The organism is Nocardioides sp. JCM 18999, from assembly GCF_055391175.1.
Genome location: NZ_AP043887.1, coordinates 186,496 through 210,876, shown reverse-complemented (window position 1 = coordinate 210,876; position 24,381 = coordinate 186,496). Strand labels below are relative to the sequence as shown.

23 protein-coding genes are annotated in these 24,381 nt (G+C 69.9%); 9 read left to right on the top strand and 14 right to left on the bottom strand.

Translation table 11 applies throughout. From position 1 onward, the window contains the following. Positions 1 to 37: 37 nt before the first annotated feature. From ACZ5J1_RS00995 to ACZ5J1_RS00975, 5 genes are all read right to left on the bottom strand, one after another. Positions 38 to 1,804 carry a DUF4012 domain-containing protein gene (locus ACZ5J1_RS00995; RefSeq protein ID WP_464561732.1) on the bottom strand — a complete coding sequence of 589 codons (1,767 nt, stop codon included), beginning with the start codon at positions 1,802 to 1,804 and terminating at the stop codon, positions 38 to 40. 123 nt (positions 1,805 to 1,927) lie between these two features. Further along, entirely contained in the window at positions 1,928 to 2,389 is a 462-nt protein-coding gene (locus ACZ5J1_RS00990) for a hypothetical protein (protein ID WP_464561731.1), read from the bottom strand. Positions 2,390 to 2,687: 298 nt separating this feature from the next. Next, positions 2,688 to 2,984: a DUF1416 domain-containing protein gene (locus ACZ5J1_RS00985; protein WP_464561730.1), complete on the bottom strand. Its 297-nt coding sequence runs from the start codon at positions 2,982 to 2,984 to the stop codon at positions 2,688 to 2,690. Next, positions 2,984 to 3,832 carry a sulfurtransferase gene (locus ACZ5J1_RS00980; RefSeq protein ID WP_464561729.1) on the bottom strand — a complete coding sequence of 283 codons (849 nt, stop codon included), beginning with the start codon at positions 3,830 to 3,832 and terminating at the stop codon, positions 2,984 to 2,986. The genes ACZ5J1_RS00985 and ACZ5J1_RS00980 overlap by 1 nt, the downstream gene beginning before the upstream one ends. 44 nt (positions 3,833 to 3,876) lie before the next feature. Continuing rightward, positions 3,877 to 4,311, bottom strand: a complete 435-nt coding sequence (locus ACZ5J1_RS00975) for a DUF4395 domain-containing protein (RefSeq protein ID WP_464561728.1) — start codon at positions 4,309 to 4,311, stop codon at positions 3,877 to 3,879. 216 nt (positions 4,312 to 4,527) lie between these two features. Between ACZ5J1_RS00975 and ACZ5J1_RS00970 the strand changes: the two genes are divergently transcribed. Next, positions 4,528 to 5,250, top strand: a complete 723-nt coding sequence (locus ACZ5J1_RS00970) for a hypothetical protein (protein ID WP_464561727.1) — start codon at positions 4,528 to 4,530, stop codon at positions 5,248 to 5,250. Between the two features lie 15 nt (positions 5,251 to 5,265). Here ACZ5J1_RS00970 and ACZ5J1_RS00965 read toward each other — a convergent pair whose 3' ends face one another. Then, positions 5,266 to 5,691, bottom strand: coding sequence for a thioredoxin family protein (locus ACZ5J1_RS00965; RefSeq protein WP_464561726.1), 426 nt, complete (start codon positions 5,689 to 5,691; stop codon positions 5,266 to 5,268). A gap of 153 nt (positions 5,692 to 5,844) precedes the next feature. Here ACZ5J1_RS00965 and ACZ5J1_RS00960 point away from each other — a divergent pair, with 153 nt between their 5' ends. The 7 genes from ACZ5J1_RS00960 to ACZ5J1_RS00930 all read left to right on the top strand — a co-directional run bounded on the left by ACZ5J1_RS00960 (position 5,845) and on the right by ACZ5J1_RS00930 (position 14,200). Further along, entirely contained in the window at positions 5,845 to 6,582 is a 738-nt protein-coding gene (locus tag ACZ5J1_RS00960) for a response regulator transcription factor (protein ID WP_464561724.1), read from the top strand. Positions 6,583 to 6,603: 21 nt separating this feature from the next. Continuing rightward, positions 6,604 to 7,464, top strand: a complete 861-nt coding sequence (mshD, locus tag ACZ5J1_RS00955; RefSeq protein WP_464561723.1) for a mycothiol synthase — start codon at positions 6,604 to 6,606, stop codon at positions 7,462 to 7,464. Positions 7,465 to 7,545: 81 nt separating this feature from the next. Next, positions 7,546 to 7,857 carry a hypothetical protein gene (locus ACZ5J1_RS00950; RefSeq protein WP_464561722.1) on the top strand — a complete coding sequence of 104 codons (312 nt, stop codon included), beginning with the start codon at positions 7,546 to 7,548 and terminating at the stop codon, positions 7,855 to 7,857. A gap of 23 nt (positions 7,858 to 7,880) precedes the next feature. Further along, entirely contained in the window at positions 7,881 to 8,393 is a 513-nt protein-coding gene (locus tag ACZ5J1_RS00945) for a heme-binding beta-barrel domain-containing protein (protein ID WP_464561720.1), read from the top strand. 9 nt (positions 8,394 to 8,402) lie between these two features. Then, positions 8,403 to 8,849 (top strand): Fur family transcriptional regulator, encoded by a 447-nt coding sequence (locus ACZ5J1_RS00940; RefSeq protein WP_464561719.1) that lies wholly within the window; start codon positions 8,403 to 8,405, stop codon positions 8,847 to 8,849. Continuing rightward, a complete protein-coding gene (gene ygfZ / locus ACZ5J1_RS00935; protein ID WP_464561718.1) occupies positions 8,830 to 9,852 on the top strand; it encodes a CAF17-like 4Fe-4S cluster assembly/insertion protein YgfZ in 1,023 nt (340 codons plus the stop codon). The genes ACZ5J1_RS00940 and ygfZ overlap by 20 nt, the downstream gene beginning before the upstream one ends. 85 nt (positions 9,853 to 9,937) lie before the next feature. Beyond that, complete coding sequence (locus tag ACZ5J1_RS00930; protein ID WP_464561716.1) at positions 9,938 to 14,200, top strand: coiled-coil domain-containing protein; 4,263 nt, start codon at positions 9,938 to 9,940, stop codon at positions 14,198 to 14,200. A gap of 127 nt (positions 14,201 to 14,327) precedes the next feature. Here ACZ5J1_RS00930 and ACZ5J1_RS00925 read toward each other — a convergent pair whose 3' ends face one another. Further along, a complete protein-coding gene (locus ACZ5J1_RS00925) occupies positions 14,328 to 15,404 on the bottom strand; it encodes an alpha/beta hydrolase (protein ID WP_464561715.1) in 1,077 nt (358 codons plus the stop codon). 52 nt (positions 15,405 to 15,456) lie between these two features. Here ACZ5J1_RS00925 and ACZ5J1_RS00920 point away from each other — a divergent pair, with 52 nt between their 5' ends. Next, complete coding sequence (locus tag ACZ5J1_RS00920; RefSeq protein WP_464561714.1) at positions 15,457 to 17,598, top strand: RNA degradosome polyphosphate kinase; 2,142 nt, start codon at positions 15,457 to 15,459, stop codon at positions 17,596 to 17,598. Positions 17,599 to 17,637: 39 nt separating this feature from the next. Here ACZ5J1_RS00920 and ACZ5J1_RS00915 read toward each other — a convergent pair whose 3' ends face one another. The 7 genes from ACZ5J1_RS00915 to ACZ5J1_RS00885 all read right to left on the bottom strand — a co-directional run bounded on the left by ACZ5J1_RS00915 (position 17,638) and on the right by ACZ5J1_RS00885 (position 24,377). Beyond that, positions 17,638 to 18,648, bottom strand: coding sequence for an anion permease (locus ACZ5J1_RS00915; protein ID WP_464561713.1), 1,011 nt, complete (start codon positions 18,646 to 18,648; stop codon positions 17,638 to 17,640). Positions 18,649 to 18,684: 36 nt separating this feature from the next. Further along, on the bottom strand, positions 18,685 to 19,302 hold the full coding sequence (locus ACZ5J1_RS00910) for a DUF47 domain-containing protein (RefSeq protein ID WP_464561711.1): 618 nt from the start codon (positions 19,300 to 19,302) through the stop codon (positions 18,685 to 18,687). 106 nt (positions 19,303 to 19,408) lie between these two features. Beyond that, on the bottom strand, positions 19,409 to 20,188 hold the full coding sequence (gene pstB / locus ACZ5J1_RS00905) for a phosphate ABC transporter ATP-binding protein PstB (RefSeq protein WP_464561710.1): 780 nt from the start codon (positions 20,186 to 20,188) through the stop codon (positions 19,409 to 19,411). A gap of 13 nt (positions 20,189 to 20,201) precedes the next feature. Further along, positions 20,202 to 21,278, bottom strand: coding sequence for a phosphate ABC transporter permease PstA (pstA, locus tag ACZ5J1_RS00900; protein WP_464561709.1), 1,077 nt, complete (start codon positions 21,276 to 21,278; stop codon positions 20,202 to 20,204). Next, positions 21,278 to 22,225, bottom strand: coding sequence for a phosphate ABC transporter permease subunit PstC (gene pstC / locus ACZ5J1_RS00895; protein WP_464561708.1), 948 nt, complete (start codon positions 22,223 to 22,225; stop codon positions 21,278 to 21,280). The genes pstA and pstC overlap by 1 nt, the downstream gene beginning before the upstream one ends. Continuing rightward, the gene (pstS, locus tag ACZ5J1_RS00890; protein WP_464561707.1) at positions 22,222 to 23,319 is read right to left on the bottom strand and encodes a phosphate ABC transporter substrate-binding protein PstS; all 1,098 of its coding nucleotides are present in this window, start codon (positions 23,317 to 23,319) and stop codon (positions 22,222 to 22,224) included. Before pstS ends, pstC begins: the two co-directional genes overlap by 4 nt. A 191-nt stretch (positions 23,320 to 23,510) precedes the next feature. Then, positions 23,511 to 24,377 (bottom strand): NUDIX hydrolase, encoded by an 867-nt coding sequence (locus ACZ5J1_RS00885; protein WP_464561706.1) that lies wholly within the window; start codon positions 24,375 to 24,377, stop codon positions 23,511 to 23,513. Positions 24,378 to 24,381: the final 4 nt, after the last annotated feature.

Genomic DNA, 24,381 nt, shown 5'->3' with positions numbered 1-24,381 from the left:
GATTCTCCCTCCGAGAGATGTCGCACTGCGTGATCCCTCAGCAAGCGCTGTTTGAGACGGCAGACTCACTGCCAGGGGTGACGGTCGGGGTCGCAGCCAGGGCGGTGGTGCCGGTCTGTCCCTCGCCGGACTTCATCGTCCAGGTCAGGTCACGGGTCTCCCCCGGCTTGAGTTCCAGATAGACCTGCTTGATCGGCCGACGGTCTTCGGTGATGTCGGCCTGGTAGGTGTCCGGCGCATCCGAGATCTTGACCGTGCCGATCGCACCGTCGACAGGCCCGTAGATCTGGATGATCGGCAGGGTCTCGCCGGCCGGGTTGTCGTCGCCATTCCCCTTGATGTACGCGGGAAGCGCCTCGACCTCAGCCTTGGTTGCCGTGTTGGTTGCGGTCAGGCGAGCGGCGTACGTCTGGACGCCGTTGGCGCACGACGTCGGGGTGACCTTGAGGTCGGTCTGCAGGTAGTAGGACATCTTCGAGGACGAGCCCTCGTTGATGTAGACGCCGATCTGGGGGTGCGTCGTCGGCTGGTAGTCGGGGTCGTTCGTGAGGCCCTGGACGTCACCGGAGATCGCGGATCCGCCGAGCACGGCGTCGACGTTCTCATCGAAGCTGTGCACCAGGATGCGGTGCTCGTCGACGCCCTTGGTCAGTGCCGGCATCAGGTCACTGGCCTTCGCGCCAGTGCCGGTGAGCTGGGTGAAGATCTCCGAGGCGACCTTGCGGAAGTACGCGTCCTGCTCGGCGGGGTCCGGGTAGTCGATGTAGACCTGGTGGAGGAGCTGCTCGACCGCGTTGTCCGCGGTGATCTGCTTCCCGTCGACCGTGACCGGCCCGATCACCTTCAGGATGTACGAGAGCGCGACCGGGTCGATGCTCAGGACCCCGTCGACGTCCTGGCCGAAGTTCTGCTTCCAGTGCTCGCGCATGAAGTCGCTGGCGCGGCCCCAGTCAGGCTGCAGATTGGCGTCGAGGAAGATCGTGCCGACGATGCCGCCGTAGGCGATGGATTCGGCGTTGCTCAGCTCGAGGACGGGGATGTCGGCGACGGCGAGCGAGTTGCCTGCGACCTGCCGGGTCAGCTTGAGCTTCCCGTCGTTCGCGTTGATCACGCTGACCGCTCCGGGCAGGCCGCCGGTGGAGCGGAGCTCGGCGTTGTTCTGCACGACCAGGAGGTAGTTCTTGGGACCATCGGCGCCGAGCATGGTCGGCATCACCTGCACGGCGTCGCTGGCGGCGCTGAGCGCGTCAGCAGCATCGCTGACCTGACGCTTCAGGTCGCGGTACTTCAGCTTGAGGCTGTCGACGTACCCGCTGGGGTCCTCCGCCTCGAGCTGGGTGCGGGCCGCCTCCATCTCCTCGGCGCCGGAGATGACCGGCTCCTGGAGCTTCTCGACGGCGGCGAGGTCGACGCCGCCGCCCTGAGGGGCCAGGCCGTCGAGGTCGGCGAGGTTGTGGGCCAGGTCGTTCAGCGAGCCGGAGGCGAGGTCGTCGGCGACCTGGCTGACCGTCTGGACGCCCTGGGCGTCGTCGCCGAAGCCGGGGACGTGGGTGAGGAGGTTCCAGCCGGGGCCGCTGGTGCGCTTCTGCGCGACCGCGGCCTCCTCGGCGAGGGTGTCGAACTGGGCGGTGATGGCCGCATCGTCCCCGGCGGAGACGGCAGCCTTCAGACCGTGCGCGGCGTCAGAGGCGGCGGACAGGTGCTTGTTGACCTGCCACAGCAGCCAGCCGGCGTACAGGGCGGAGAGCAGAACCAGGCCGGCGACAACGGCGATCGTGATCTTCCACGGACGAGTCAGCGACACGTACCTACTCCTCGGGAGTCTTGCTGAGGACCTGAGCGATTACCCGGGCCGGGCATGCAACGAGGCCCCGTGGACGAATCCACGGGGCCTCGTCGAAGAAGTTCTAGGCGTGGGGGGCCTGGATCAGACGATCTTGATGTAGTAGACGGTCGTCGTGGGGACGCCACCCGCGGGGGTGATCGTCACGATGATCTTGTAGGTGCCCTTCTTCGTCAGCTTCGGCAGCTTGACGGAGACGGGCTTGCCCGCGGTGGCCTTGGCCGGCTTCGTGGACTTGCCCTTGGCCCCGGCCTTCGGGGTGTGACCGACGCGGGCACCGATGGTGACCTTGACGGTCGCCTTCGTGCCGGCCTTGCCAGCGAAGGAGATCTTGATCTTCTTGACCGAGCCGGCCTTGACCTTCGGGGCCGTCTTCGGGGTCTTGCCGACGCCGGTCGGCGTGTTCGGCTTAACCTGCGGGCAGGCGCTGGGGTTGTACTTGGACGGCGTGCACGCGGCGGACGCCGGGTTGGTGCCCCCCGACACCGTCACAAGGCCGGCAGCGAGCATGGCCGCTGCGAACAGGCCTGCGATGAGCTTCTTCATGGAATGTCCTCCTGGCGATTCTGCAATACCCATTTTTGCTGAATCTGTCTGGTCGAGCATCAATCACACCAGATCGACCGTTCCAACGCGAGCCGAAGTCCCGAATTGAGATGCAGGAAACCGGGACTTCATCCACTGGGCTAGACCACCCGTTCGGGCTACTCCCTGGGGTGTCAGAAATGGGCCGGTCCCAGAAACGAGCGTGAAACGGCCGAGGCCCCCACTCCCGCAGGGGAGTGAGGGCCTCGGCTACTCACGAGTAGGGCCGTGAGGTTGTGAGACGTGAATCACACGGCGCTCAGAGCGCGATCTCGACCTCGGTGATCTCACCGGTCTTGGCGACGACCTTGCGGTCGGTCACCTCGGCCTTGGGAGCGAGGGTGCGCAGCGTCCACGAACCGTTGCCGGCGAAGAACCGGAAGTGGCCGGTCGCGCTGGTCGGGACCTCGGCGGTGAACTCGCCCGTGGCGTCGAGCAGGCGCACGTAGGCACCGCCGACCGGCTCACCGCCGCGGGTCACCTGGCCCTGGACGATGGCCTCCTTGGCGACGTCGATGCCGGCCAGGCTCAGGCCGCCGGTGGTCGCGCCGCACATCAGGCTTCACCCGGCTCGTCGCCCAGGGCGACCGGGACGCCGACGAGGGAGCCGTACTCGGTCCACGAGCCGTCGTAGTTCTTGACGTTCTTCTCGCCGAGCAGCTCGTGCAGGACGAACCAGGTGAGCGAGGAGCGCTCACCGATACGGCACAGCGCGATGGTGTCCTTGGAGTAGTCGAAGCCGACCTCGTCGTAGAGCGCCTTCAGGTCGGCGTCGGACTTGAACGTGCCGTCGTCGTTGGCGTTCTTGCTCCACGGGACGTTGACCGAGGTGGGGATGTGACCCGCACGCTGGGCTTGCTCCTGCGGCAGGTGGGCCGGGGCGAGCAGTCGGCCGGCGTACTCGTCGGGCGAACGGACGTCGACCAGGTTCTGGGTGCCGATCGCGGCCACGACCTCGTCGCGGAACGCGCGGATGGTCTTGTCCTGCTCCTGGGCGACATACGTCGTGGCGGTGCGCTCGACCGGGTCGGCGGTCAGCTCGCGGGAGTCGAGCTCCCACTTCTTGCGGCCACCGTCGAGCAGCTTGACGTCCTGGTGGCCGTAGAGCTTGAAGTACCAGTAGGCGTAGGCGGCGAACCAGTTGTTGTTGCCACCGTAGAGAACGACGAGGTCGTCGTTGGCGACGCCGCGGCTGCTGAGCAGCTCCTCGAACTGGGCCTTGTTGACGAAGTCGCGACGGATCGGGTCCTGCAGGTCCGTGGTCCAGTCGAGCTTGATCGCGCCGGCGATGTGGCCCTTGTCGTAGGCGGTGGTGTCCTCGTCGACCTCGATCAGGACGATCTTGTCGGCACCGAGGTTCTCTTCCACCCAAGCGGCGGAGACGAGGGAGTTCTCGCGGGTCATGTGTCTTCTCTTTCTGGTGGGAAGTCGTGAATCTGTTGGATGTTTCAGGCCGGCGTGAGCCGCTTGAGCAGGAGGTAGACCTCGCAGCCCAGGCAGAACCGGAAGACGGCGTTGAGCGTGGCCGCGATCGTGGCGAACGCCAGGGCGATCGTGGCCAGGGCGGTGGCGTCAGCGAGCTGGGCCGCCAGGGCGACGACCAGGAACGCAGCGCCGACACCCTGGGCGAAGCGCGGCGGTGCCGCGTCCTCCAGGTGGTCCGGAGCGGCGAGCCGCGGTCGGATCAACGTCTTGAACGCCCAGGCGTGCGGCGTCTTCGTCACTCCGGCCGTCGCACCCCAGATGAACAGCCCGGTCTGGATCGCGGTCAGGACGAGCGCGAACGTGGTGCCCAGCGTCGCCAGGATCAGGACGAGGACCAGGAGCGTGACGATCGCGTTGAACTGCGGGCCGCGCGGGTCGATGCGGGGTTCGGTGGACATGCGGATTCCTTGAAGGATTCGGTCGGATTGACAGGAAGGGTCAGGCCGACATTCGACACAGCGACGAGCGCATGCGGCCGTGGTCCACGGCGCGGCGCTTGGTCAGCAGGGTCGAGTGCATGGGTACGACGGTACGTGTGGGCGCGGGTGTGCCCAAACCGGGATCTCACGATGTGGATACCTATCCATATGATGAGATCTGGCAGGGTGGTGAGGGTGAAGAAGGCACTGCTCTTCGTCGTCCTCCCGCTGGCGCTCCTGGTCAGCGGGATCTGGTTCTGGGGCACCCGCGAGCCGGCGGCCTCGAAGACCCACGACCGGGCCGTGGCCCTGTTCAACGCGATGGAGACGTACGCCGGCACCACGGCGTTGGACCGGTCCGACGAGGCCACCCGGGAGCCCGGGGTGCGGCTGGTGGTCGCCCGCAACACCGAGAACGGCCAGGAGATCGTGCTGGCGATCACGGCGACCAGCCACCAGAAGAACAACTTCGACTGGTGGCCGAGCGAGAACGCCGAGTACTCCGCCACCCGCTGCTACCGCTGGACCGACGGCCGGAAGTGGGACACCGCCGATCGCGTCGACTGTCCGACGAAGACCGACATCGACCCGGCGCGCGCTTCCGAGGCACGGGGAATCTCCGACACCCTTCCCGCCCGGCTCGAGCGCGCTCTGGCCGACGGCGGGGACGCGGCCGCCATCCGCGCCCGCCTGGCCGACGTCCCCGACCTCCAGGTCGCCGAGCTCGGCCCCGTCCTGACCGTCGCGGTCAGCCCGATCATGGGCTACGTCGACGGTCGGCCGGTGCATGACTGCCTCTTCGGCAAGCGCGTCGGGCAGGAGGTCAGCGTGTGGGCCCCGCCTCGGATGCAGGTCGCCCCCGGCGAAGGGGCGTGCACTCCGGAGCAGGCCCGCTCGGACGACCGCTCGCCGCACTGAGCGATCTGGACCGGCTCAGCGGGGCAGGGCTGAGAGGACCTGCTCCTTGCGCGGCGCACCGGCCGCGCGGGCGATCTCGTTCCCGGCGCTGTCGAGGATCAGCGTGGTCGGGGTGCGCAGGATCTTGAGCTCGCGCACCAGGGCGAGCTCGGCCTCGGCGTCGATGTCGTGATGGACGATCCCCTCCTGCTCGGAGGCCACGTCGGTGAGGATCACGCGGGTGGTGCGGCAGGGGGCGCAGAAGGCGCTGGAGAACTGGACCAAGGTGGCGCGCTCGCCGAGCTCGAGGCCGTGCCAGGTCGCTGGGTCTCGATACACCGGCTCCTCCGTCGCCGGCACTCGACCACCGGAAGAGGCGAAACGGCCGTCGGTGGCACGGCGGTAGAAGCCGAAAACGAGCGCCGCAACGATGGCGCCACCGGCGACCAACAGACCAGTCATGCGAATTTCAACCCCGCGACGATGTGATTTGTTTCAGGCTTACAAACGCTCTTTGTAACGCTAAAGTGCCAGGACGATCACCACACCGAGGCTCAACGTTGCGTCTTGGTGCTCCTCATGGCTCCACCACTCCCTCACGGAGGCCTCTGCCACATGAGCACCCTGCTTCTCCTGACCAGCGCCCTGCAGCCCTCCGTCGAGGTCCTGCCCGGCCTGTCACTCCTCGGTCACCACGTGAAGATCCTGCCCGCCGAGGGCTCCGCCCTGCTCGAGGCGCCCGACGCGGACCTGCTCCTCGTCGACGGCCGCCAGGACCTGGCTCACGCCCGCGACCTGTGCCGCCTGATCAGGACCACCGGCTCGGACGTCCCGGTGCTGCTGATCGTCACCGAGGGTGGTCTCGCCGTCGTCGCCCACGACTGGGGCATGGATGACGTCGTCCTGCACACCTGTGGTCCGGCCGAGCTCGAGGCCCGGATCAAGCTCGCCATCGGCCGGCTCGCCGCCCAGCGTGAAGCCGCGGACCCCGAGTCCCACGTGATCCGCTCCGGCGAGGTCGTCGTGGACGAGGCGACGTACACCGCGAAGGTCGGAGGTCGTCCCCTCGACCTGACCTTCAAGGAGTTCGAGCTGCTCAAGTTCCTCGCCCAGCACCCCGGCCGCGTCTTCTCCCGCCAGCAGCTGCTGCAGGAGGTGTGGGGCTACGACTACTTCGGTGGCACCCGCACCGTCGACGTCCACGTGCGGCGCCTGCGGGCCAAGCTCGGCCCCGAGAACGAGACCCTCATCGGGACGGTGCGCAACGTCGGCTACCGGTTCGTGCTGCCGTCGAAGAGCTCCGAGGCTGCCGCCGACGCACGGATGATGGGTGCGCTCGACGCCACCGTGTGACCCCTGTTTAGGGTGGTTGGCATGAAGGCCGCCGATGTTGACCGTGTTCTGACGATCAACGCGGCGGCCGCTGCCGTTGATGGGGTCTCCGCGCTCGACGAGGCCACCACGCGTGCCCTGCGCGACCACCCCACGTCCTTCTGGGCGCACGTCGAGGACGACGGCTTCGTGATCGTGAAGGCGGGCGAGATGACCTTCGCCGTGGCCCCGCACGCCCGCGGTGGCGGACTCGGCGACCGGCTCGCGCGCCTCGGCGTCGAGAACGGGGCCGAGCGGATGTGGCTGCACGCCCCCTCCCCCTCCGGCTACGCGCTCGCCGGGCGCAACGGGATGCGACCGAACCGGGAGCTGCGGGTGATGCGGCGCTCTCTCGCCGATGCTCCCCCGGCTGGTGACGATTCGAAGGTGAGCGTGCCCGAGGGCCTGACCCTGCGTGCGTTCCAGCCCGGCGACGAGGCCGAGATCGTGCGGGTCAACCACGCCGCCTTCGCCTGGCACCCGGAGCAGGCGCTGATGGACGCCGCCGACCTGGCCTCACGGATGGCCGAGCCGTGGTTCGACCCCGAGGGCCTGCTGACGCTGTGGGACGGCTCGAAGCTGGTCGGCTTCCACTGGACCAAGCGCCACCCCGACAGTGCCCTGGGCCGGACCTCGGGTGAGATCTACGTGATCGGGATCGACCCCGCGGCGCAGGGGCGTGGCTTCGGGCGGCTGCTGACGCTCGCCGGGCTCGAGCACATGGCCGGGCTCGACGAGGTGCATCTGTACGTCGAGTCCGACAACGAGGCCGCCGTACGGCTCTATGAGTCGCTCGGGTTCACACACTCCCCCCGCGACACCCACGTGCAGTTCGCGATCCCCTACGTCGAGGCGCTCGACTGACCGATCTGTCGGTGGTCCGACATAGGTCGCTCACGACGACGGCGCTTCACTTCGAACGAAGGGTGATGCACCATGAATGACGTGAGCAGCACGCTGGAGATCCTGCTGATGGCGACCGCCATCGCCGGAGTCACCGGGGCCTCGGTGGTCGGGGCCCTCGTGGGTCTGTGGAAACGGGTCGACAGCCGCCTCGATGCTCGGATCCGTGACGCGGTCGAGCTTGTGCTGGTGAAGTCCGTCGAACCGCGATTCGATGCGATCGACCGGCGGTTCGATCGGGTGGAGTCCCGCCTGGATCGGGTGGAGTCCCGTCTGGACCGGGTCGACCTCAGGCTCGACCACCTCGAGGGCGATATGACGATCGTCAAACAGCGGCTGATCGGGGTCGCCTGAGCGATTCGCTCTAGACTCGGGCCGTGGCTTTTGAGATCCCCGACAACCTGCACCCCGACTGCGGCCCGGTCGCCTGGCTCCTGGGCACGTGGCGCGGCAACGGACACGGGGACTACCCGACGATCGACGGCTTCGAGTACGGCGAGGAGCTGATCTTCACCCACGACGGTCGGCCGTTCTTCCACTACATGTCGCGGACCTGGATCATCGACCCGGAGACCAAGGAGAAGGTGCGCGAGGCCCACCAGGAGACCGGCTACCTGCGCTGCGCTCCCGGCCGCGAGACCGGCACCGCCTCGGTCGAGCTGCTGCTGACGCACAACACCGGGATCATCGAGATCTGGTACGGCCTGGCCGCCGCCGGCAAGGTCGAGCTGCACACCGCCGGCGTCGCGCACACCGAGACTGCCAAGGAGGTCCTCTCCGGCAAGCGGATCTACGGCAACGTCGAGGGTGACCTGCTCTACGCCTACGACATGGAGGCCGCCGGCCAGCCGCTGCAGCCGCACCTGTGGGCGCGGTTGAAGCGCGGCTGACCACCGGCCATGACTGAGGACTGGCGCGAGGAGCTGCGGGCACGCGGCTACCGCCTCACCCCGCAGCGCGAGCTGATCCTCGGCGCCGTGGAGGAGCTCGGCCACGGCACCCCGGACGAGATCTTCGCGTGCGTCGCCGCCAAGTCCTCGGCGATCAACCGCTCCACGGTGTACCGGACGTTGGAGGTGCTCGAGGAGCTCGGCCTGGTCCGGCACCTCCACCTGAGCGATCGCGCGCCGACGTACCACGCGGCGCGCAGCGGCCCGCTGCACTTCCACCTGTCGTGCCGGAATTGTGGAGCCGTCATCTCCGTTCCAGAAGATAGGGCCACGGCGTTGGCGGCGGTGCTGGAGACGGAGTTCTCCTTCGCGCCCGACATCGCCCATCTGACGATCTTCGGGGCCCACTCGCCCGACTGCCCCCAGGAGCATGCTGATGACCACCACCATCACTAGCCCGTTGCTCTCGCTTCCCGGCGCGGTCGCTGGCGACGGCATCGACGCCCCGGTCGCGGCGCACTACGGCTCGTTCAACGCCGAGCAGCGCGCGCTCGTCGCCGGCGAAGGCTTCGTCGACCTCTCCCACCGCGACGTGGTCCGGATCGAGGGCCCCGACCGGCTGAAGTACCTGCACTCGCTGACGTCCCAGGCGTTCGAGGACCTGAGTCCCGGGGTGTGGACGTCGGCTCTGCTGCTCTCCCCGCAGGGTCACACCGAGCACTTCTTCTCCGGCGTCGACGACGGCACCGCGTTCGTGGCCTGGACCGAGCCGGGCGCCGGAGCGGCGTTGGTGGCGTTCCTGGAGCGGATGAAGTTCTGGAACGACGTCACGATCAGCCTCGACACCGACCTCGCCGTGATCTGGCGCCCCACCGCGACCGCCTCCTCGACGGTCTTCGTGCCGCGAGGTGAGCTGATCGGTCTGCCGGACGCGCTCGGCGCCCCGGCCGGGCTCTGGGCCTACGACGCGCTGCGGATCGAGCGCGGCGAGCCCCGGTTCGGGATCGACACCGACGAGAAGACCATCCCCAACGAGGCCGGCTGGCTCCCTGGCGGCGCCGTCGAGGCCGTCCACCTGAACAAGGGCTGCTACCGCGGCCAGGAGACCGTCGCCCGGGTCAACACCCTCGGCCGTCCCCCGCGCCGGCTCACCCTGCTGCACCTGGACGGCTCCGAGAACCGGCTCCCCGCGGTCGGAACTCCGCTCTACGTCGCCACCGACGTGCTGACCGGGACCGAGCCGACCGCGTTCGACGAAGGTGCCCTCGGCGCCCCGGTCGCCCGCCCTGTCGGGTACGTCGGCAGCTCCGCGCGGCACCACGAGCTCGGTCCGATCGCGCTGGCGATGGTCAAGCGGAACGTGCCCCTCGACGCCGTCCTCGCCGTCGACGGGATGCCCGCCGTGCAGGAAGCGGTCGTCGACCCCGAGGTCGGGCTGCACTTCCGTCCGCAGCGCTGACCTCTCGGCAGTTTCGTCGCGGGGTTGTCCAGCCTTGCCGACGATCACACGGTGACCCCTCGACGGCCCTAGAATCGCAGACGCTATGTCTGACTCCTCCTCCTCACGCGATCGGCGCTGGTTCCGCCGCCCCGATCAGGGTCCCGACGACCTGACGGCCGAGGAGCAGCAACCCGAACACGAGTCGACCAACGAGGTCGACGTACGACGCCAGGCGGCTCCTGCCGCGCCCGCTGCTCCGGCCGCTCCGGCTGCTCCTGCCGCTCCTGCTGGTCGGGCGTCGTCGAACCTCGCCGCCGCCGAGGCCGCCCACCAGCTGCGCGGCCTCGCCGAGCAGGCAGCGGCCGCTCAGGCCGCCGAGCGGATCGGCGCCGAGGAGTCCGCTGCCGAGGCACGCCGGATCGCCGCGGCCGCCGACGCCCGCGCGACCGAGTACGCGGAGAAGGCCACCGCTGCCTACTCCGCCCGGGTGCAGGCCGAGGAGGCGCTCACCACGGTGCTGCGCCGGCACACCGACTCCCAGAGCGCCGCCGAGGGCGCTGAGCGCGCCCGCAGCGAGGCCGAGCAGCGCGCCGCCGCGCAGTATGTCGCCACCGCCGAGGCCATCCAGCGCCACCAGGACGCGATCGACGCCGCCGCCGCCCGCGAGTCCGCGCTGCGCGAGAGCCTGGCCGCGCTGGCCTCCGCCCGCACCTCCGCCGAGGAGAGCGCGCGGCAGATGGCCGAGACCGTCCGTGCCGCACACGAGGCCCGGCACGAGGCCGAAGTCCGCGCCGGCGAGCTGGCCGCCTCCGCCGCGGCCGCGCACGCCGCCCGCACCGAGGCCGAAGCGCTGGCCCACTCGGCCACGACCGAGGCGTTCTCCCGCGTGCAGACCGCTGCCGCCGAGGCCGAGCACGCCCACCGCGCTCGGGTCACCGCCGAGCAGTCCGCCGCCGCCACCGTCGAGGCCGGCAACGCCCGCCTGCACGAGGCGCTGGACGCCACCGACGCCCGGCTGGCCGAAGCCGCCTCCGACACGTCGCGCCGGCTGGCCGAGGCGGCCGCGGCGGCCGAGGAGGCGCACCAGGCACGGATCGCGGCCGAGGAGGCGATCGCCAAGGCCCGCCGCGACGCCGAGCAGCAGATCGCCCTGGCCCATGCCGAGACCGAGCAGCAGATCTCCGCGATCCGCGCCGAGGCCGAGGAGCGCGCCGGCGCGATCAAGGTCGCTTCCGAGGAGACCATCGCCGAGGCGCGGGCCGCCTCGCTCGGTGAGGCGCAGAGCCTGCTCGACCAGGTACGTCGCCTCCTGGAGGAGACCTCCCGGGAGACCGCCGCCCTGCACGAGACCCAGCGCTCCGGACTGAACGCCACCGCCGAGTCCGCCCGCGCCGACCTGGCCGCCGTAGCCGAGGCCGGCGTCCGGGACGCCGAGCAGCGCCAGGCCGAGATCGCCCAGGAGATGTCGTCCCGGACGACCGCCCTCCAGCAGCTCGCCTCGGAGACCGCGGAGACCCACGGCACCCTGCGCGCCGAGCTGGCCCGGTCGGCGGCGACCCACCTCGACGAGCTCGCCGCCGCGGCCGCCGAGACTGCGGCGACGCACGCCGGCCAGCGCGACGCCCTGGCGACCGCCGTCCGTGAGCACGACGACGCCCTCGCGGCGTTGGCCCGCGAGACCGCCGCCGTGCACGAGGGCCAGCGCGGTGCGCTGGGCTCGGCGGCGTCCGGTCACCTCGAGGAGCTCGCCGCAGCCGCGGCCGAGACCGCGTCCGCGCTGGAGTCCCAGCGGGTCGCCCTGGAAGAGGCTCACGCCGGTCACGTCGCCGCCCTGGCCGCGTTGGCCGCCGAGACCGCGGCCACGCACGACGTCCTGCGGGCACAGGCCGAGGCGACGTACGCCGAGCTGCGCGGGGAGACCGCGGAGTCGTTGGCCCGGATGGCGGCCGAGACCTCGGCGCGTCATGACGAGCTGCGGACCGAGACCGAGGAGGCGCACGCGCAGCTGCGCGAGACCACCGAGGCGCACCACACGGCGCTGCGCACCCAGACCAGCGGTGAGCACGCGACCCTGCGGTCCGAGACCGCCGAGCTGCACGAGCGGGTCCAGCGCGAGACCCGCGACCAGCACACCGCGTTCCGTGACGAGACCCAGCGGGCGCTGGCCGAGGCCCGCGAGATCGCGACGTCGGCTGCCGCGACCTCGGCGGCCGCGCACACCGAGGCCGACGACCGGTTCGCATCGTTCGTGCAGACCCGCAGCGAGCTCGAAGCCACCGCCGCCGCGAACCTGGCCGCCGCGATCGAGGCCCACGAGGCACGTCTGGACGCCGAGAAGTCCGGCATCGCCCGGGCCGCCGAGGCGGTCGCCGCGGCCGAGGCCCGTGCCGAGGTGGAGCAGGCCTACCGCGAGTTCGTCGCCGAGGCTGAGGAGCGGGTCCGGCTGCGGACCTCCGAAGCCACCGCCGCCGCGCAGGCCCGTGCCGCCGCCGAGGAGGAGGCCCGGTCGCAGTCCGAGGCCGCCGCCGACGCCCACACCGCCCGGATCAACGCCGAGGAGGCGGCCGCGCAGGCCGTCTACGAGCGCGAGCAGGTCGTCTCCCGAGCGATCGGGGAGCGCGAGGAGGCGGTCACCCGCGCCGCCGTCGACCGCGAGGAAGCGCTCAACACGGCCGCCGCGGCACGGCTCGCCGCCGACGCCGACGTGACCGCTGCCGCGGCTGCGCTGGCCGAGGCCGAGTCGCAGGCTGCCGCGGCCCTGGGCGTCGTACGCGATGCGCACGAGGCCCGTGCTGCCGCCGAGACCGCTGCCGCGGCCGCGTCCGCCGAGGCCACCGCCGCTGCCGCTGCTCGGCTGGAGGCCGAGCGGGCCGGGACCGCGCTCGCGGAGCAGGCTGCGCAGGCGCACGCCGACCGTGAGGCGGCCGAGCGCATCGCCTACGAGCGGGCCGAGCAGGTCCGGCTGGCCCAGGACGCGCTCGCGCTGGCGGAGAAGAAGGCCGCCGAGGCGATCACGTTGCGCACCGCCGCTGAGGCCACCGCCGCCGAGGCCCAGCTGGCGCGCCAGGAGGCCGAGGAGTCCGCCCGGGTGCAGGCCAACGCCGCGCACGCCGCGCACGAGCTGCGGGCCAAGGCCGAGTCGATGGCGCGGACGGCGGCCGCGGCTGCCAAGTCCGCCCACCAGCAGCGCACCGAGGCCGAGCAGGTCGTCCAGCAGCACGCCGCCTACACCCAGGCCGCGCACGACGAGACCAAGGCCGCGCTCGCGAAGGTCGGCGAGGCCGCGATGATCGCCCGCGAGGCCCACCTCGAGGCCGAGCAGGCGCACGTCGCCCGCAAGGCTGCGCTCGGGGAGACCCGTGCCGCGACCGCGAAGGTGATGGAGGCCCTCACCGCTCGGCTCGAGGCCGAGGAGGCCGCGATGATCGCGCAGGCCGCCCGCGAGGCCGCCGAGCAGGCCGCGAAGTCCCGCGCCGAAGAGGTGATGGCCGCCGTCGCGTTGCGCGAGGAGGCCGAGCTGCGCACCGCGGAGGCGCTGGCGACGGTGGAGGCGTCGACGGCCGAGGTCGTCGAGGCGCACCGGCTGCGCGCCGAGGCCGAGGAGGCCGCCGCCCAGGTCGCGATCGACCGGCAGGCGATCGAGTCCTCCATCCGGCACAGCCAGGAGCTGGTCGAGACCGCGCTCGCCGAGCGGGCCTCCGCCGAGACCCGTGCCGCGGCGCTGGCCGCGGAGCTGGTGACGCTGCGCGCCGCCGTGGTCGATGCGTTGCGTGAGGCTGCTGCCCCCGGTCGCTCCGGACGTCGCGGCGCTGCCGCCGGCGTCAACCTGGCCGGACTGGCCGCCCTGGCCGACGCCGCCGACCGACCTGCCAGCGCTGCGGTTCCCGCTGCGGTGGTCGAGTCGCTCGAGGCGATGGAGCACACCGGCTCGATCCCCGTGATCTCCGCGTTCGACGCGGCCCCGTCGGCGGACACGTCCGCTCCCGGTGTCGGTGCGGCCCAGGAGGCCTGGATCAAGTCCGCCTGGGACCAGCAGGCCGCGGTGCGGAAGACCACCGGCGCTGGTGCGTCAGGGGTGGGTGTCGCTGCCCCGGTGGGTGCTGCCGCGGCTCCCGCGAAGGCCAGCAGCTCGCGCGCGATCGGCTCCGTCCAGGTCAGCGACGAGGGCATGCTCTTCCTGCCCGACGGCCAGAGCTACGACCTCTACGACCGCGCCACCACGGTGAAGGTGCAGGGCAAGCCCGGTCAGCGCCGCTGGAAGGTCGAGGTCGGGGACGGCCGCACCTCCGCGACCGTCGACGCCCGGCTGACCGACCCCGAGGACTTCACCCGCGAGCTCGCTCGCTGGCGCCCCGACATCGCCTGAGCACATCGTGAGCAGGCAGAAGTTTTCACCCATCCGTTGGTGAGCAGGCAGAAGTTTTCAGTGGGCGACAGGCGCCAGTGAAAACTTCTGCCTGCTCACATGCTCTGGCCTGAAAGGTTCTGCCTGCTCACCGAGCGAGGCCGGCCTTCAAGGCCGCAGCGATGTCGGTGCAGGCGGCGCGCGAGGAGCGCAGCACGGGGGTGTTGAAGAACCCGTGCACCTGGTCGGTGAAGCACTCGGCCGTGACCTCCACGCCGGCCTCGGTGAGCTTCTCCGCATAGGCGTGGCCCTCGTCGCGGAGCGGGTCGAAGCCGGCCGTGCAGAGGTATGCCGGCGCGGTGCCCGCCGGAACCACGGCGTGCAGCGGCGCCAGCCGCGGGTCGCGCGGGTCGGTGCCCGGGGTGACCTGGTTGGCGCTGGCCAGCTCGATGAACTCATCCGTCAGGTAGAAGCCCCGAGAGAACAGCTCCCGCGACTTCGACGTCTCCCCCACGCCGGCGGTCACCGGGTAGATCAACAGCTGGAACGCGCACTCGTCACCGACCGCCAGCGCGACCTCGGCCGCGAGGTTCCCGCCGGCCGAGTCGCCGCCGACCGCGATCCGGGCCGGGTCGATCCCGAGTGCCTCCGCGTGCGCGACCGTCCACCGGAACGCAGCCACCGCGTCGTCGTACGCGGCGGGGAAGGGGTCCTCCGGCGCCAGCCGGTACTCGACGGAGAGCACCCGCACCCCGGAGCGCTCCGACAGGAACCGCACGGCGGCGTCGTGGGACTCGAGGTCGCCGTAGATGAAACCGCCGCCGTGGAAGAAGACCAGCAGCGGCCCGGGCGTCGTGGTGTCGATGAACGTCGGCGTGTAGAGCCGCGCGTGCATCCCCGCGACCCACAGCGTCTCGGTCTTCCCGATCCGCTGGTCACCGCCGGCGAGGGCGGTCTGACGGCGCAGCGTGACGCGGCCCTTCTCGATCGGCTGCGACGCCACGTCGGGCCCGGTCAGGGCGGCCAGCTTCAGCATCATCTGGACGTCCGGCGCGAGGGTCTGGCCGTCGATCTCGACCGCCTTGCCGTTGAGCCGGCGCAGGATCGCGTCGGGCAGGCCCATGGTGGTGGTGAAGGTGACCTTCTCGGCGGCCGCGACCGTCGAGCCGACCACTGAACCAGCGAAGGAGCCGGCCACGTCGCCAGGCTTGGAGAGGATGCTCACGTTCGGGAACATACCGTGAGTTTGTCAGGCTCTCCGTGAAAGACTCGGCGCCATGACGCTCTCTGATGAGGAGCCCGCCGCCGAGCACCTCGGCGAGTACGACGTCGAGCCGCCGTACATCCCCGATCATGAGGCCCTCGCGGCCGTCGAGGCCTTCGCCGATCGGTTCCTCGATCGTGAGCTGAGCTGGTTGAAGTTCAACCAGCGCGTGCTCGAGCTGGCCGAGGATCCGCGGGTGCCGCTGCTCGAACGCGTCCGGTTCCTGGCGATCTTCACCTCCAACCTCGACGAGTTCTTCATGGTCCGCGTCGCCGGCCTCAAGCGGCGCATCGCCGCCGGCCTGGCGGTGCGTGCGGCCAGCGGCCTGCTGCCGCGCGAGGTGCTGGAGCAGATCTGGTCCACCACCCGCGTCCTGTCGGAGCGGCACAGCTCGGTCTTCACCGACGTGATCGGCCCGGAGCTGTGGAAGGAGGGCATCGAGATGGTCCGCTGGGCCGACCTCTCGGAGTCCGAGCAGAAGACCTGCAAGAAGCTGTTCAAGGAGCGGATCTTCCCGGTCCTCACCCCGCTCGCGGTCGACCCGGCCCACCCGTTCCCCTACATCTCCGGGCTCTCGCTCAACCTCGCGGTGCTGATCCGCGACCCGCGCACCGACAAGGAGCACTTCGCCCGGGTCAAGGTGCCCTCGAACTTCACCCGCTTCATCTCCCTGGGCGGTGACCGGTTCGTGCCGCTCGAGGACGTCATCGCCGAGCACCTCAAGAAGCTCTTCCCCGGCATGGAGATCCTCGAGGCGCACTCCTTCCGCGTCACCCGCAACGAGGACCTCGAGGTCGAGGAGGACGACGCCGAGAACCTCCTCGCCGCCCTGGAGAAGGAGCTGCTGCGGCGCCGCTTCGGTCCCCCCGTCCGGCTGGAGGTGGAGACCTCGATCTCCACCGGCGTGCTCGACCTGCTCGTCACCGAGCTCGGAATCACCGACGCCGAGGTGTTCCACCTGCCCGGGCCGCTCGACCTGCGCGGCCTGCACGCGATCGCCGACATCGACCGGGCCGAGCTCAAGTACGACGCCTTCGTGCCGACCACGCACCACCGGCTCGCCGACGTCGAGTCGGCGGCTCCGGTCGACGTCTTCAAGGCCGCTCGGCGCCGCGACGTGCTGCTGCACCACCCCTACGACTCCTTCGCGACCTCGGTGCAGCGCTTCATCGAGCAGGCGGCTGCCGACCCGCACGTCCTGGCGATCAAGCAGACGCTGTACCGGACCTCGGGTGACTCCCCGATCATCGACGCCCTGATCGACGCCGCCGAGGCCGGTAAGCAGGTGCTGGTGCTGGTCGAGATCAAGGCCCGCTTCGACGAGTCGGCCAACATCCGCTGGGCGCGCAAGCTCGAGCAGGCCGGCTGCCACGTGGTCTACGGCCTGGTCGGGCTCAAGACGCACTGCAAGCTCGCGATGGTCGTCCGCGACGAGGGCAAGTACGGCGGCGGGATCCGGCGCTACACCCACATCGGGACGGGCAACTACAACCCGAAGACGTCACGCCTCTACGAGGACTTCGGCCTGATCACCACCAACGAGGAGATCGGCGAGGACGTCGCGCACCTGTTCAACAACCTGTCGGGCTGGTCGCGCCAGACCGAGTACGACTCGCTGCTGGTGGCGCCGTCGTCGGTGCGCTCCGGGCTGATCGACCAGATCCACGCCGAGATCGCCCACCACCGGGCCGGGCGACCCGCACAGATCCGGCTCAAGGCCAACAGCGTGGTCGACGAGGCGCTGATCGATGCGCTCTACCTCGCCTCCCAGGCCGGCGTGCCGGTGCAGCTGCTGGTGCGCGGCATCTGCGCGCTGCGCCCCGGCGTTCCCGGGCTGAGTGAGACGATCGAGGTGCGCTCGGTGCTCGGCCGATTCCTGGAGCACTCCCGGATCTTCACCTTCGCCAACGGTGGCGAGCCGAAGGCGTGGATCGGCTCGGCCGACATGATGCACCGCAACCTCGACCGTCGGGTCGAGGTGCTGGTGAAGATCCCGCTGGCCGACCACGTCGCCGTGCTGGGCGAGCTGCTGGACCAGGCGTTCGACGCCGGCACCAAGGCGTGGCTGCTCGACAGTGACGGGGCCTGGACGCTCAACGCCGGCGAGCTGGACCTGCAGGAGTCGCGGATCGAGCTGCAGCGCCGCAAGCGCTGAGGGCCGCTGGCCGGGTGCTGACGGCTGTCAGGCTGCCGCTCAGAGCAGGATCGGACGCAGGATCGCGTAGAGCAGCGCGGCCATCAGCCCGGCCGCGGGGAACGTGGTGACCCAGGCGAACAGAATGTTGCCGGCCACGGACCAGCGCACGGAGTTCAGACGCTTCGAGGCGCCGGCACCCATGATCGCCGAGGTGATCGTGTGCGTCGTCGAGATCGGGGCGTGCCACAGGAACGCGGTCGTGTAGAGCACCGTGGCACCGACGGTCTCGGCGGCGAACCCTCGCGCCGGGTCCAGGTCGATGATCCGGCGACCCAGGGTCCGCATGATCCGCCACCCACCGGCGTAGGTGCCGGCCGAGATCGCAGATGCGGCGGCCAGGATGACCCAGAGCGGGAGCGGGTCGCTGGCGTCGGCGTAGCCGGCCGAGACCAGCACCAGGAAGATGACACCCATCGTCTTCTGCGCGTCCTGCAGTCCGTGCCCGAGGGCCAGCGCCGCGGCGGAGAAGGTCTGCATGAACCGGAAGCCGCGCATCACCTTGACCGCGGGCCGGTTCCGGAAGATCCACATGATCGCGATCATCACCGCGAAGGCGGCGGAGAAGCCGAACAGCGGCGAGACCACCATCGGGATCAGGACCTTGTCCACGATCGTCTGCCAGTGCACGGTCGCGACCAGCGAGCCGGCCGCGAGGGCGGCACCGACCAGTCCACCGATGAGCGCGTGCGTGGACGACGACGGCAGGCCGAACCACCAGGTGATCAGGTTCCAGGCGATCGCGCCGAGCAACGCGGCCAGGATGATCACCATCGCGTGGCGCTCGTCAGCATTGTCCAGATCGAGCGTGTCGGCCACCGTGTGGGCGACCTTCTGGCCGAGCAGGGCACCGAGGAAGTTCATCGCGGCGGCCAGCGTGAGCGCCACCTTGGGCGTCAGCGCGCGGGTCGAGACCGAGGTGGCGATCGCGTTGGCGGCGTCGTGGAATCCGTTGGTGTAGTCGAACGCAAGGGCGACGACGATGACCGTGATGACGATCGCGAGGGTCATGGGTTCAGGCTCGTTCTTCGCTCAGCGGATGCCGAGTCAGGATTCCTTCAGCGCGATCTGCTCGATGGTGTTGGCCACCCGCTCGAAACCGTCGATCGCGTCCTCCAGCGTCTCGACGATGTCCTTGAGCTTGAGCACCTCCATCGCCTTGAACTCGCCGGAGAAGATCTGGGCGAGGATGCGGCGGTGGTTGCGGTCACCGGCGTTCTCGAGACGGTTGATCTCGATCCAGAACTCCTCGAGCGAGCGCATCGACTGGAGCTTCGGCATCGCCTCGGCGGTCAGCTCGGCGCAGCGCTGGATGACGGCGACCTGGTCGCCGAGCTCCGGCGGGAGCACCTTCACGCCGTAGACCAGGACCATGTCCACGACCTCGTCCATCGCGTCCATGATGTCGTCGAGGCCGCTGGACAGCGCGTAGATGTCCTCGCGGTCGAACGGCGTCACGAAGACGCTGTTGACCCGCTTGACGACGTTGTGGGTGGACTCGTCGGCGGCGTGCTCGGCCTCGCGCATGCGACGGGCGACGTCGTCATGGTCCGCGCCTTCGCCGAGCATCTCAGCCAGCAGGCTGGCGCCGGTGATCAGGTGACGAGCCTGCTGCGTGAAAAGGTCGTAGAAGGCCGTGTCGACCGGACGAATGCGGAACCGCACGAAGAACCCCTGGAGATCGCTGGAGGGCCGGGTGGTGAACGGCGATCACTCTAAGGGAGGAATCGCCCGCCCGACCAACCCCCGATCGACCGGGGTGACCTGCGCCTCAGCCGAAGCGACCGGAGATGTACTGCTCGGTAGCCTCGTTGTCCGGGTTGGTGAACATCTTCGTGGTCGGGTTGAACTCGACCAAGTGGCCCGGCTGGCCGGCCGCCTTGAGGTTGAAGAAGCCCGTCTCGTCCGAGACGCGGGCCGCCTGCTGCATGTTGTGGGTGACGATCACGATGGTGAACTCGTTCTTCAGCTCGTGGATCAGGTCCTCCACCGCGGCGGTCGAGATCGGGTCGAGCGCGGAGCACGGCTCGTCCATCAGCAGCACCTCGGGCTCGACCGCGATCGCGCGGGCGATGCACAGCCGCTGCTGCTGGCCACCGGACAGGCCCATGCCCGGCTTGTTGAGCCGGTCCTTGACCTCGTTCCAGAGGTTGGCGCCGCGCAGGGACTTCTCCACGATCGCGTCGGCCTCGGACTTCGGCATCCGCTTGGCGTTGAGCCGGTTGCCGGCGAGCACGTTCTCGTAGATCGACATCGTCGGGAACGGGTTGGGCCGCTGGAAGACCATGCCGATCATCCGGCGGACGGCGACCGGGTCGACCTCGGGGGCGTACAGGTCCTGGCCGCCGACGGCGATCTTGCCCTCGACGGTCGCGCCGGGGATCACCTCGTGCATCCGGTTGAGGGTGCGCAGCATGGTCGACTTGCCGCAGCCCGACGGTCCGATGAACGCGGTGACGGCCCGCGCCCGGATCGTCATGTTGACGCCCTCGACGGCCTTGAAGTCGCCGTAGTAGATGTTGACGTCGCTGATGTCGATGCTCTTGGCCACTGGTGTTTCCCTTTCAGCGCCCGGTCTTGGGGGCGAAGATCTTGCTGACGAGCCGCGCGGTGAGATTCAGGATCATCACCAGCACGATGAGGATCAAGGCCGCCGACCAGGCGTTCGAGTAACCCTCGGGGGTTGCCACGCTGTACTGCGTGAGGATGTAGACCGGGATGGACATCATCCGGCCGTCGAACAGGTTCCAGTTCACGGCTTCGGCGGCGCCGACCGCGACCAGCAGCGGCGCGGTCTCACCGATCACGCGACTGGTCGCCAGCATCACGCCGGTGACGACACCGGGCAGCGCCGTGGGGATGACGACCTTGATGATCGTCCGCCACTTCGGCACCCCCAGGGCGTACGACGCCTCGCGCAGGTCGCCGGGCACGAGCCGCATCATCTCCTCGGCCGAGCGGACCACGGTCGGGATCATCAGCAGGGACAGGGCGACCGAGCCCATGATCCCCATCCGGGTCCCGACGCCGAAGATCAGCGTGAACAGGGAGAGCGCGAACAGACCGGCGACGATCGACGGGATACCCGTCATCACGTCGACGAGGAACGTGATCACCCGACCGATCCGGCCCTTGCCGGCGTACTCGGTGAGGTAGATCGCGGTGAAGATGCCGACCGGGACCGAGATCACGATCGCGCCGGCGGTGATCAGGATGGTGCCGATCAGGGCGTGCTTGAGGCCTGCGCCGGCGACGAGCTTGCCGGTCTCCGGGTCGAGCCGCTGCACCTGGTCGTTGCTGAGCAGGTCCCAGCTGATCCCGGGCAGCCCCTCGCGGAGCACGACCCAGATCAGCCAGACCAGCGGCACCATCGCGATGCAGAACAGCGCCCAGATGACGGAGGTGACGAGCCGGTCGGTGGCCGCGCGGCGGTTCTCGACGATCAGCGACCAGAGCGGGTAGCCGACCAGGCTGAGCAGCCCGCCGACGATGGCGAAGGAGACGACGCTCCAGCCGAGCAGCAGCGCGGCGAGTCCGGACAGGCCGAACGAGATCGCCAGCACGATCGCGGGCGCGTACGACGGCAGCCGGGCGCCGCCCAGGTCGGGCAGCTGCTGCGGGGTGATCTGCTGGGTGCTCATCAGGCGCCCTTCTGTCCACGGCCGGCGATGTAACGGGCACCGAAGTTGACCAGGAACGTGAAGACGAAGAGCACCAGACCGGTGGCGAGCAGGACCGCCTGGATCCGGCTGTCCTCAGCCTTGTAGTTCGAGGCGATGTTGGAGGCGATCGTCGCCGGGTTGGTCGAGGAGATCAGGTTGAGCGTGACGATCGGTGTCGCGGAGAGCACCATCGCCACCGCCATCGTCTCGCCGAGGGCACGACCGAGACCGAGCATGATCCCGGCGATCATGCCCGAGCGGGCGTAGGGGAAGACGGCGTAGCGGATGGTCTCCCAGCGAGTGGCGCCCAGCGCGAGGGCGGCCTCCTCGTTGAGCCGCGGCGTCTGCGCGAAGACCTCGCGACAGATCGCGGTGATGATCGGGATGCACATGATCGCGAGCACGAGCCCGGCGATCAGCATGGTGCGGCCGGTGGCCGAGGCGGGGCCCTTGAAGAACGGGAGCCAGCCGAGGTTCTCCTCGAGCCACTTCTGGCCCGGCTGGGAGGCGACGGCGAGCGCGCGGGCACCCCAGAGGCCGAAGACGACCGAGGGCACCGCGGCGAGCATGTCGATCACGAACGCGACCGGTCCCGCGATCCGGCGGGGCGCGTAGTGGGTGATGAACAGCGCCAACCCGATCGAGAACGGGACAGCCACGATCAGGGCGATGACCGCGGCGAGGATGGTGCCGAAGAGGAGCTTGCCCGCATATCCCCAGAAATCGGTCGAGGACGGTCCGTAGACGTCAGGGTCGGCGGAGAAGCCGGGGATTCCCTTGACGGTCAGGAACACGAAGACCGCGACCAGTGTGACGAGGATGGTGAGGCCTGCGGCCAGGGCGGTGCCGGAGAAGATCCGGTCGCCCTGGCCGCGTTTCCCGCCAGTCGTCAGCCCGGGAGCAGAGACGTCTGGCGTGGTGGTCACTTCGCGGCGATCTTCTCGAGGATCGCGGTGGCCTTCTCACCGATGTCGGTCGGCAGCGGGGCGGACAGCGCGTTGGCCGCCGCAGCCTTCTGGCCGGCCGGGGAGACGGCGTACTGGCCGAAGCCCTTGACGATGTCGGCGGTGGCCTTGTCGTCGTAGGTCTGGCAGGCCAGGAAGTACGACGCCAGGAAGACCGGGTAGACGCTCGGGTCGGTCGTGGTGCGGTTGAGCGTGTAGACGAGCTGGGTCTCGGCGTTGCCCTCGGCGAGCTCGGAGGCGGCCAGACCGGCGGCAGCGCCCTCGGCCGAGGGAGCGACGAACGTGTCGCCGACCTTGACCGAGACCTTGCCCAGGTCGGTGGAGGCCACGGCGGAGTCGTCGGCGTAGCCGATCGTGCCCTCACCGTCGGTGACGGCACCGATGACACCGGAGGTGCCCTCGGCGGCCTCGCCGCTCTGGACCGGCCACTCGCTGTTGTGCTCGGTCTTCCAGGTGCCGCCCGACGCCCGGAACAGGTAGTCGGTGAAGTTGTCGGTCGTGCCCGAGGAGTCGCTGCGGTGCACCGGCGCGATCGCCAGGTCGGGCAGGTTGACACCGTCGTTGAGACCGGCGATGGCCGGGTCGTTCCACTTCTTGATCGAGCCGCTGAAGATCGAGCCCAGGACCGGGGCGTCGAGCTTGAGCTCGGTGACACCGGGCAGGTTGAAGATGACGTCGATCGGGGAGACGAACACCGGGACCTCGATCGGGTCGGTGCCGCCACAGCCGGCCTTGGCCTTCTCCATGTCGTCGGCCGAGATCGCCGAGTCCGAGCCGGCGAACTTGTAGGAGCCGTTGTAGAAGTTGTCGCGCCCGGTGCCGGAGCCGACCGGGTCGTAGGTGATGGAGGCGTCGGGGTTGTCGGCACCGAAGCCGGCACGCCAGGACTCCTGGGCCTTCTCCTGCGCGGACGAACCGCCACCGGCGACCGAGCCGGACAGGCCGGAGGCACCGCCGCTGGACGAGTCGTCAGAGCCGCACGCGGTGAGGGTGGTGATGGCGGCGAGGGCCGCGACGCCGGGGAGAACGATCCGGCGGAAAGAAGTGGCGTTCACTTCAGTAACTCCTTGAGAACTGGACTATGTCAACGGCGACGTTAAGGAGCCCAAGTGACGTGATCCGGAGTCGAAAGTGAACGGACGGTGTATCGGACATGCCGTTTCGGTGTCGGCCAGCGGCCGGTGTGACCAACGCCCGGTGAATTCGCCCCAGGAGCCCTTGACGCGGGCTCCTCCGGCTGCGTGTGTCAGTAGCGCTCGATCGCCACGAGCGCGCCCTTGCGCCGGTGCACGACGATCAGCTCGCCCTTCTCCAGCCCCTGGTCGACCAGGTCGAGCGCGTCGGTGACCAGCGGCAGCACCGGGCGGTGCGAGCAGATCGCGATCGGGGCCTTGCCCGGCAGGGCCGCGACCGCCTCGGGAGTCGCCTGGCGACGTACCCCCTCCTCGCTCAGCAGCGGCTCCAGCTCGATCTCGATCCCGGCGGCGTCGGCGTAGGGGGCGACCGTCTGGACGCAGCGCAGGCTGGGGCTGGTGACGATCCGGCGGACGCCGTACGCCGCCAGGACCGGCGCGAGCCGCTCGGCCTGCACCTTGCCGGTCGCCAGCAGCGGGCGCTCGGTGTCGTCCTTGCGCCAGGAGCCGCGGGCCCGGGAGAGCGCGTGCCGGATCACGATGACGGTCTCGGTGCGCTTGGGCTGCTGGAGCGCCTCGCGCAGGGTGTTGCGGTCGTGCGGGTAGCTGAGCTGGCGCAGCGCCTTGTCGATCGGCACCCACGCGATCTCGTCGATCTCGTCGTTGGCGACGTAGTCGCCGACCAGCGCGGTGTTGCGGGGGCTGATCCGGCCGATCCAGTAGTGCACCTGCTTCATCCCGCGCGAGGTGGGATAGCGCTGCATGGTCAGCGGCCGGCCGAGCTCGACCAGCAGGCCGGTCTCCTCCTCGACCTCGCGCACGGCGGTGGCGACGACGTGCTCGCCCCGGTCCTCCTTGCCCTTGGCGAAGGACCAGTCGTCGTACTTCGGCCGATGGACCAGCAGGACCTCGGTGTGCTTGCTCCCCGGCCGGAACACGACCGCCCCGGCGGCGACGATGTCGCTCGCGCGCTCTCTCACCCCC

Coding starts and splice junctions, on each gene's coding strand:
- ACZ5J1_RS00990 (WP_464561731.1), bottom strand. CDS start 2,389: ATGAAGAAGCTCATCGCAGGCCTGTTCGCAGCGGCCATGCTCGCTGCC.
- ACZ5J1_RS00985 (WP_464561730.1), bottom strand. CDS start 2,984: ATGTGCGGCGCGACCACCGGCGGCCTGAGCCTGGCCGGCATCGACGTC.
- ACZ5J1_RS00980 (WP_464561729.1), bottom strand. CDS start 3,832: ATGACCCGCGAGAACTCCCTCGTCTCCGCCGCTTGGGTGGAAGAGAAC.
- ACZ5J1_RS00975 (WP_464561728.1), bottom strand. CDS start 4,311: ATGTCCACCGAACCCCGCATCGACCCGCGCGGCCCGCAGTTCAACGCG.
- ACZ5J1_RS00965 (WP_464561726.1), bottom strand. CDS start 5,691: ATGACTGGTCTGTTGGTCGCCGGTGGCGCCATCGTTGCGGCGCTCGTT.
- ACZ5J1_RS00960 (WP_464561724.1), top strand. CDS start 5,845: ATGAGCACCCTGCTTCTCCTGACCAGCGCCCTGCAGCCCTCCGTCGAG.
- mshD (WP_464561723.1), top strand. CDS start 6,604: ATGAAGGCCGCCGATGTTGACCGTGTTCTGACGATCAACGCGGCGGCC.
- ACZ5J1_RS00940 (WP_464561719.1), top strand. CDS start 8,403: ATGACTGAGGACTGGCGCGAGGAGCTGCGGGCACGCGGCTACCGCCTC.
- ygfZ (WP_464561718.1), top strand. CDS start 8,830: ATGACCACCACCATCACTAGCCCGTTGCTCTCGCTTCCCGGCGCGGTC.
- ACZ5J1_RS00930 (WP_464561716.1), top strand. CDS start 9,938: ATGTCTGACTCCTCCTCCTCACGCGATCGGCGCTGGTTCCGCCGCCCC.
- ACZ5J1_RS00920 (WP_464561714.1), top strand. CDS start 15,457: ATGACGCTCTCTGATGAGGAGCCCGCCGCCGAGCACCTCGGCGAGTAC.
- ACZ5J1_RS00915 (WP_464561713.1), bottom strand. CDS start 18,648: ATGACCCTCGCGATCGTCATCACGGTCATCGTCGTCGCCCTTGCGTTC.
- pstA (WP_464561709.1), bottom strand. CDS start 21,278: ATGAGCACCCAGCAGATCACCCCGCAGCAGCTGCCCGACCTGGGCGGC.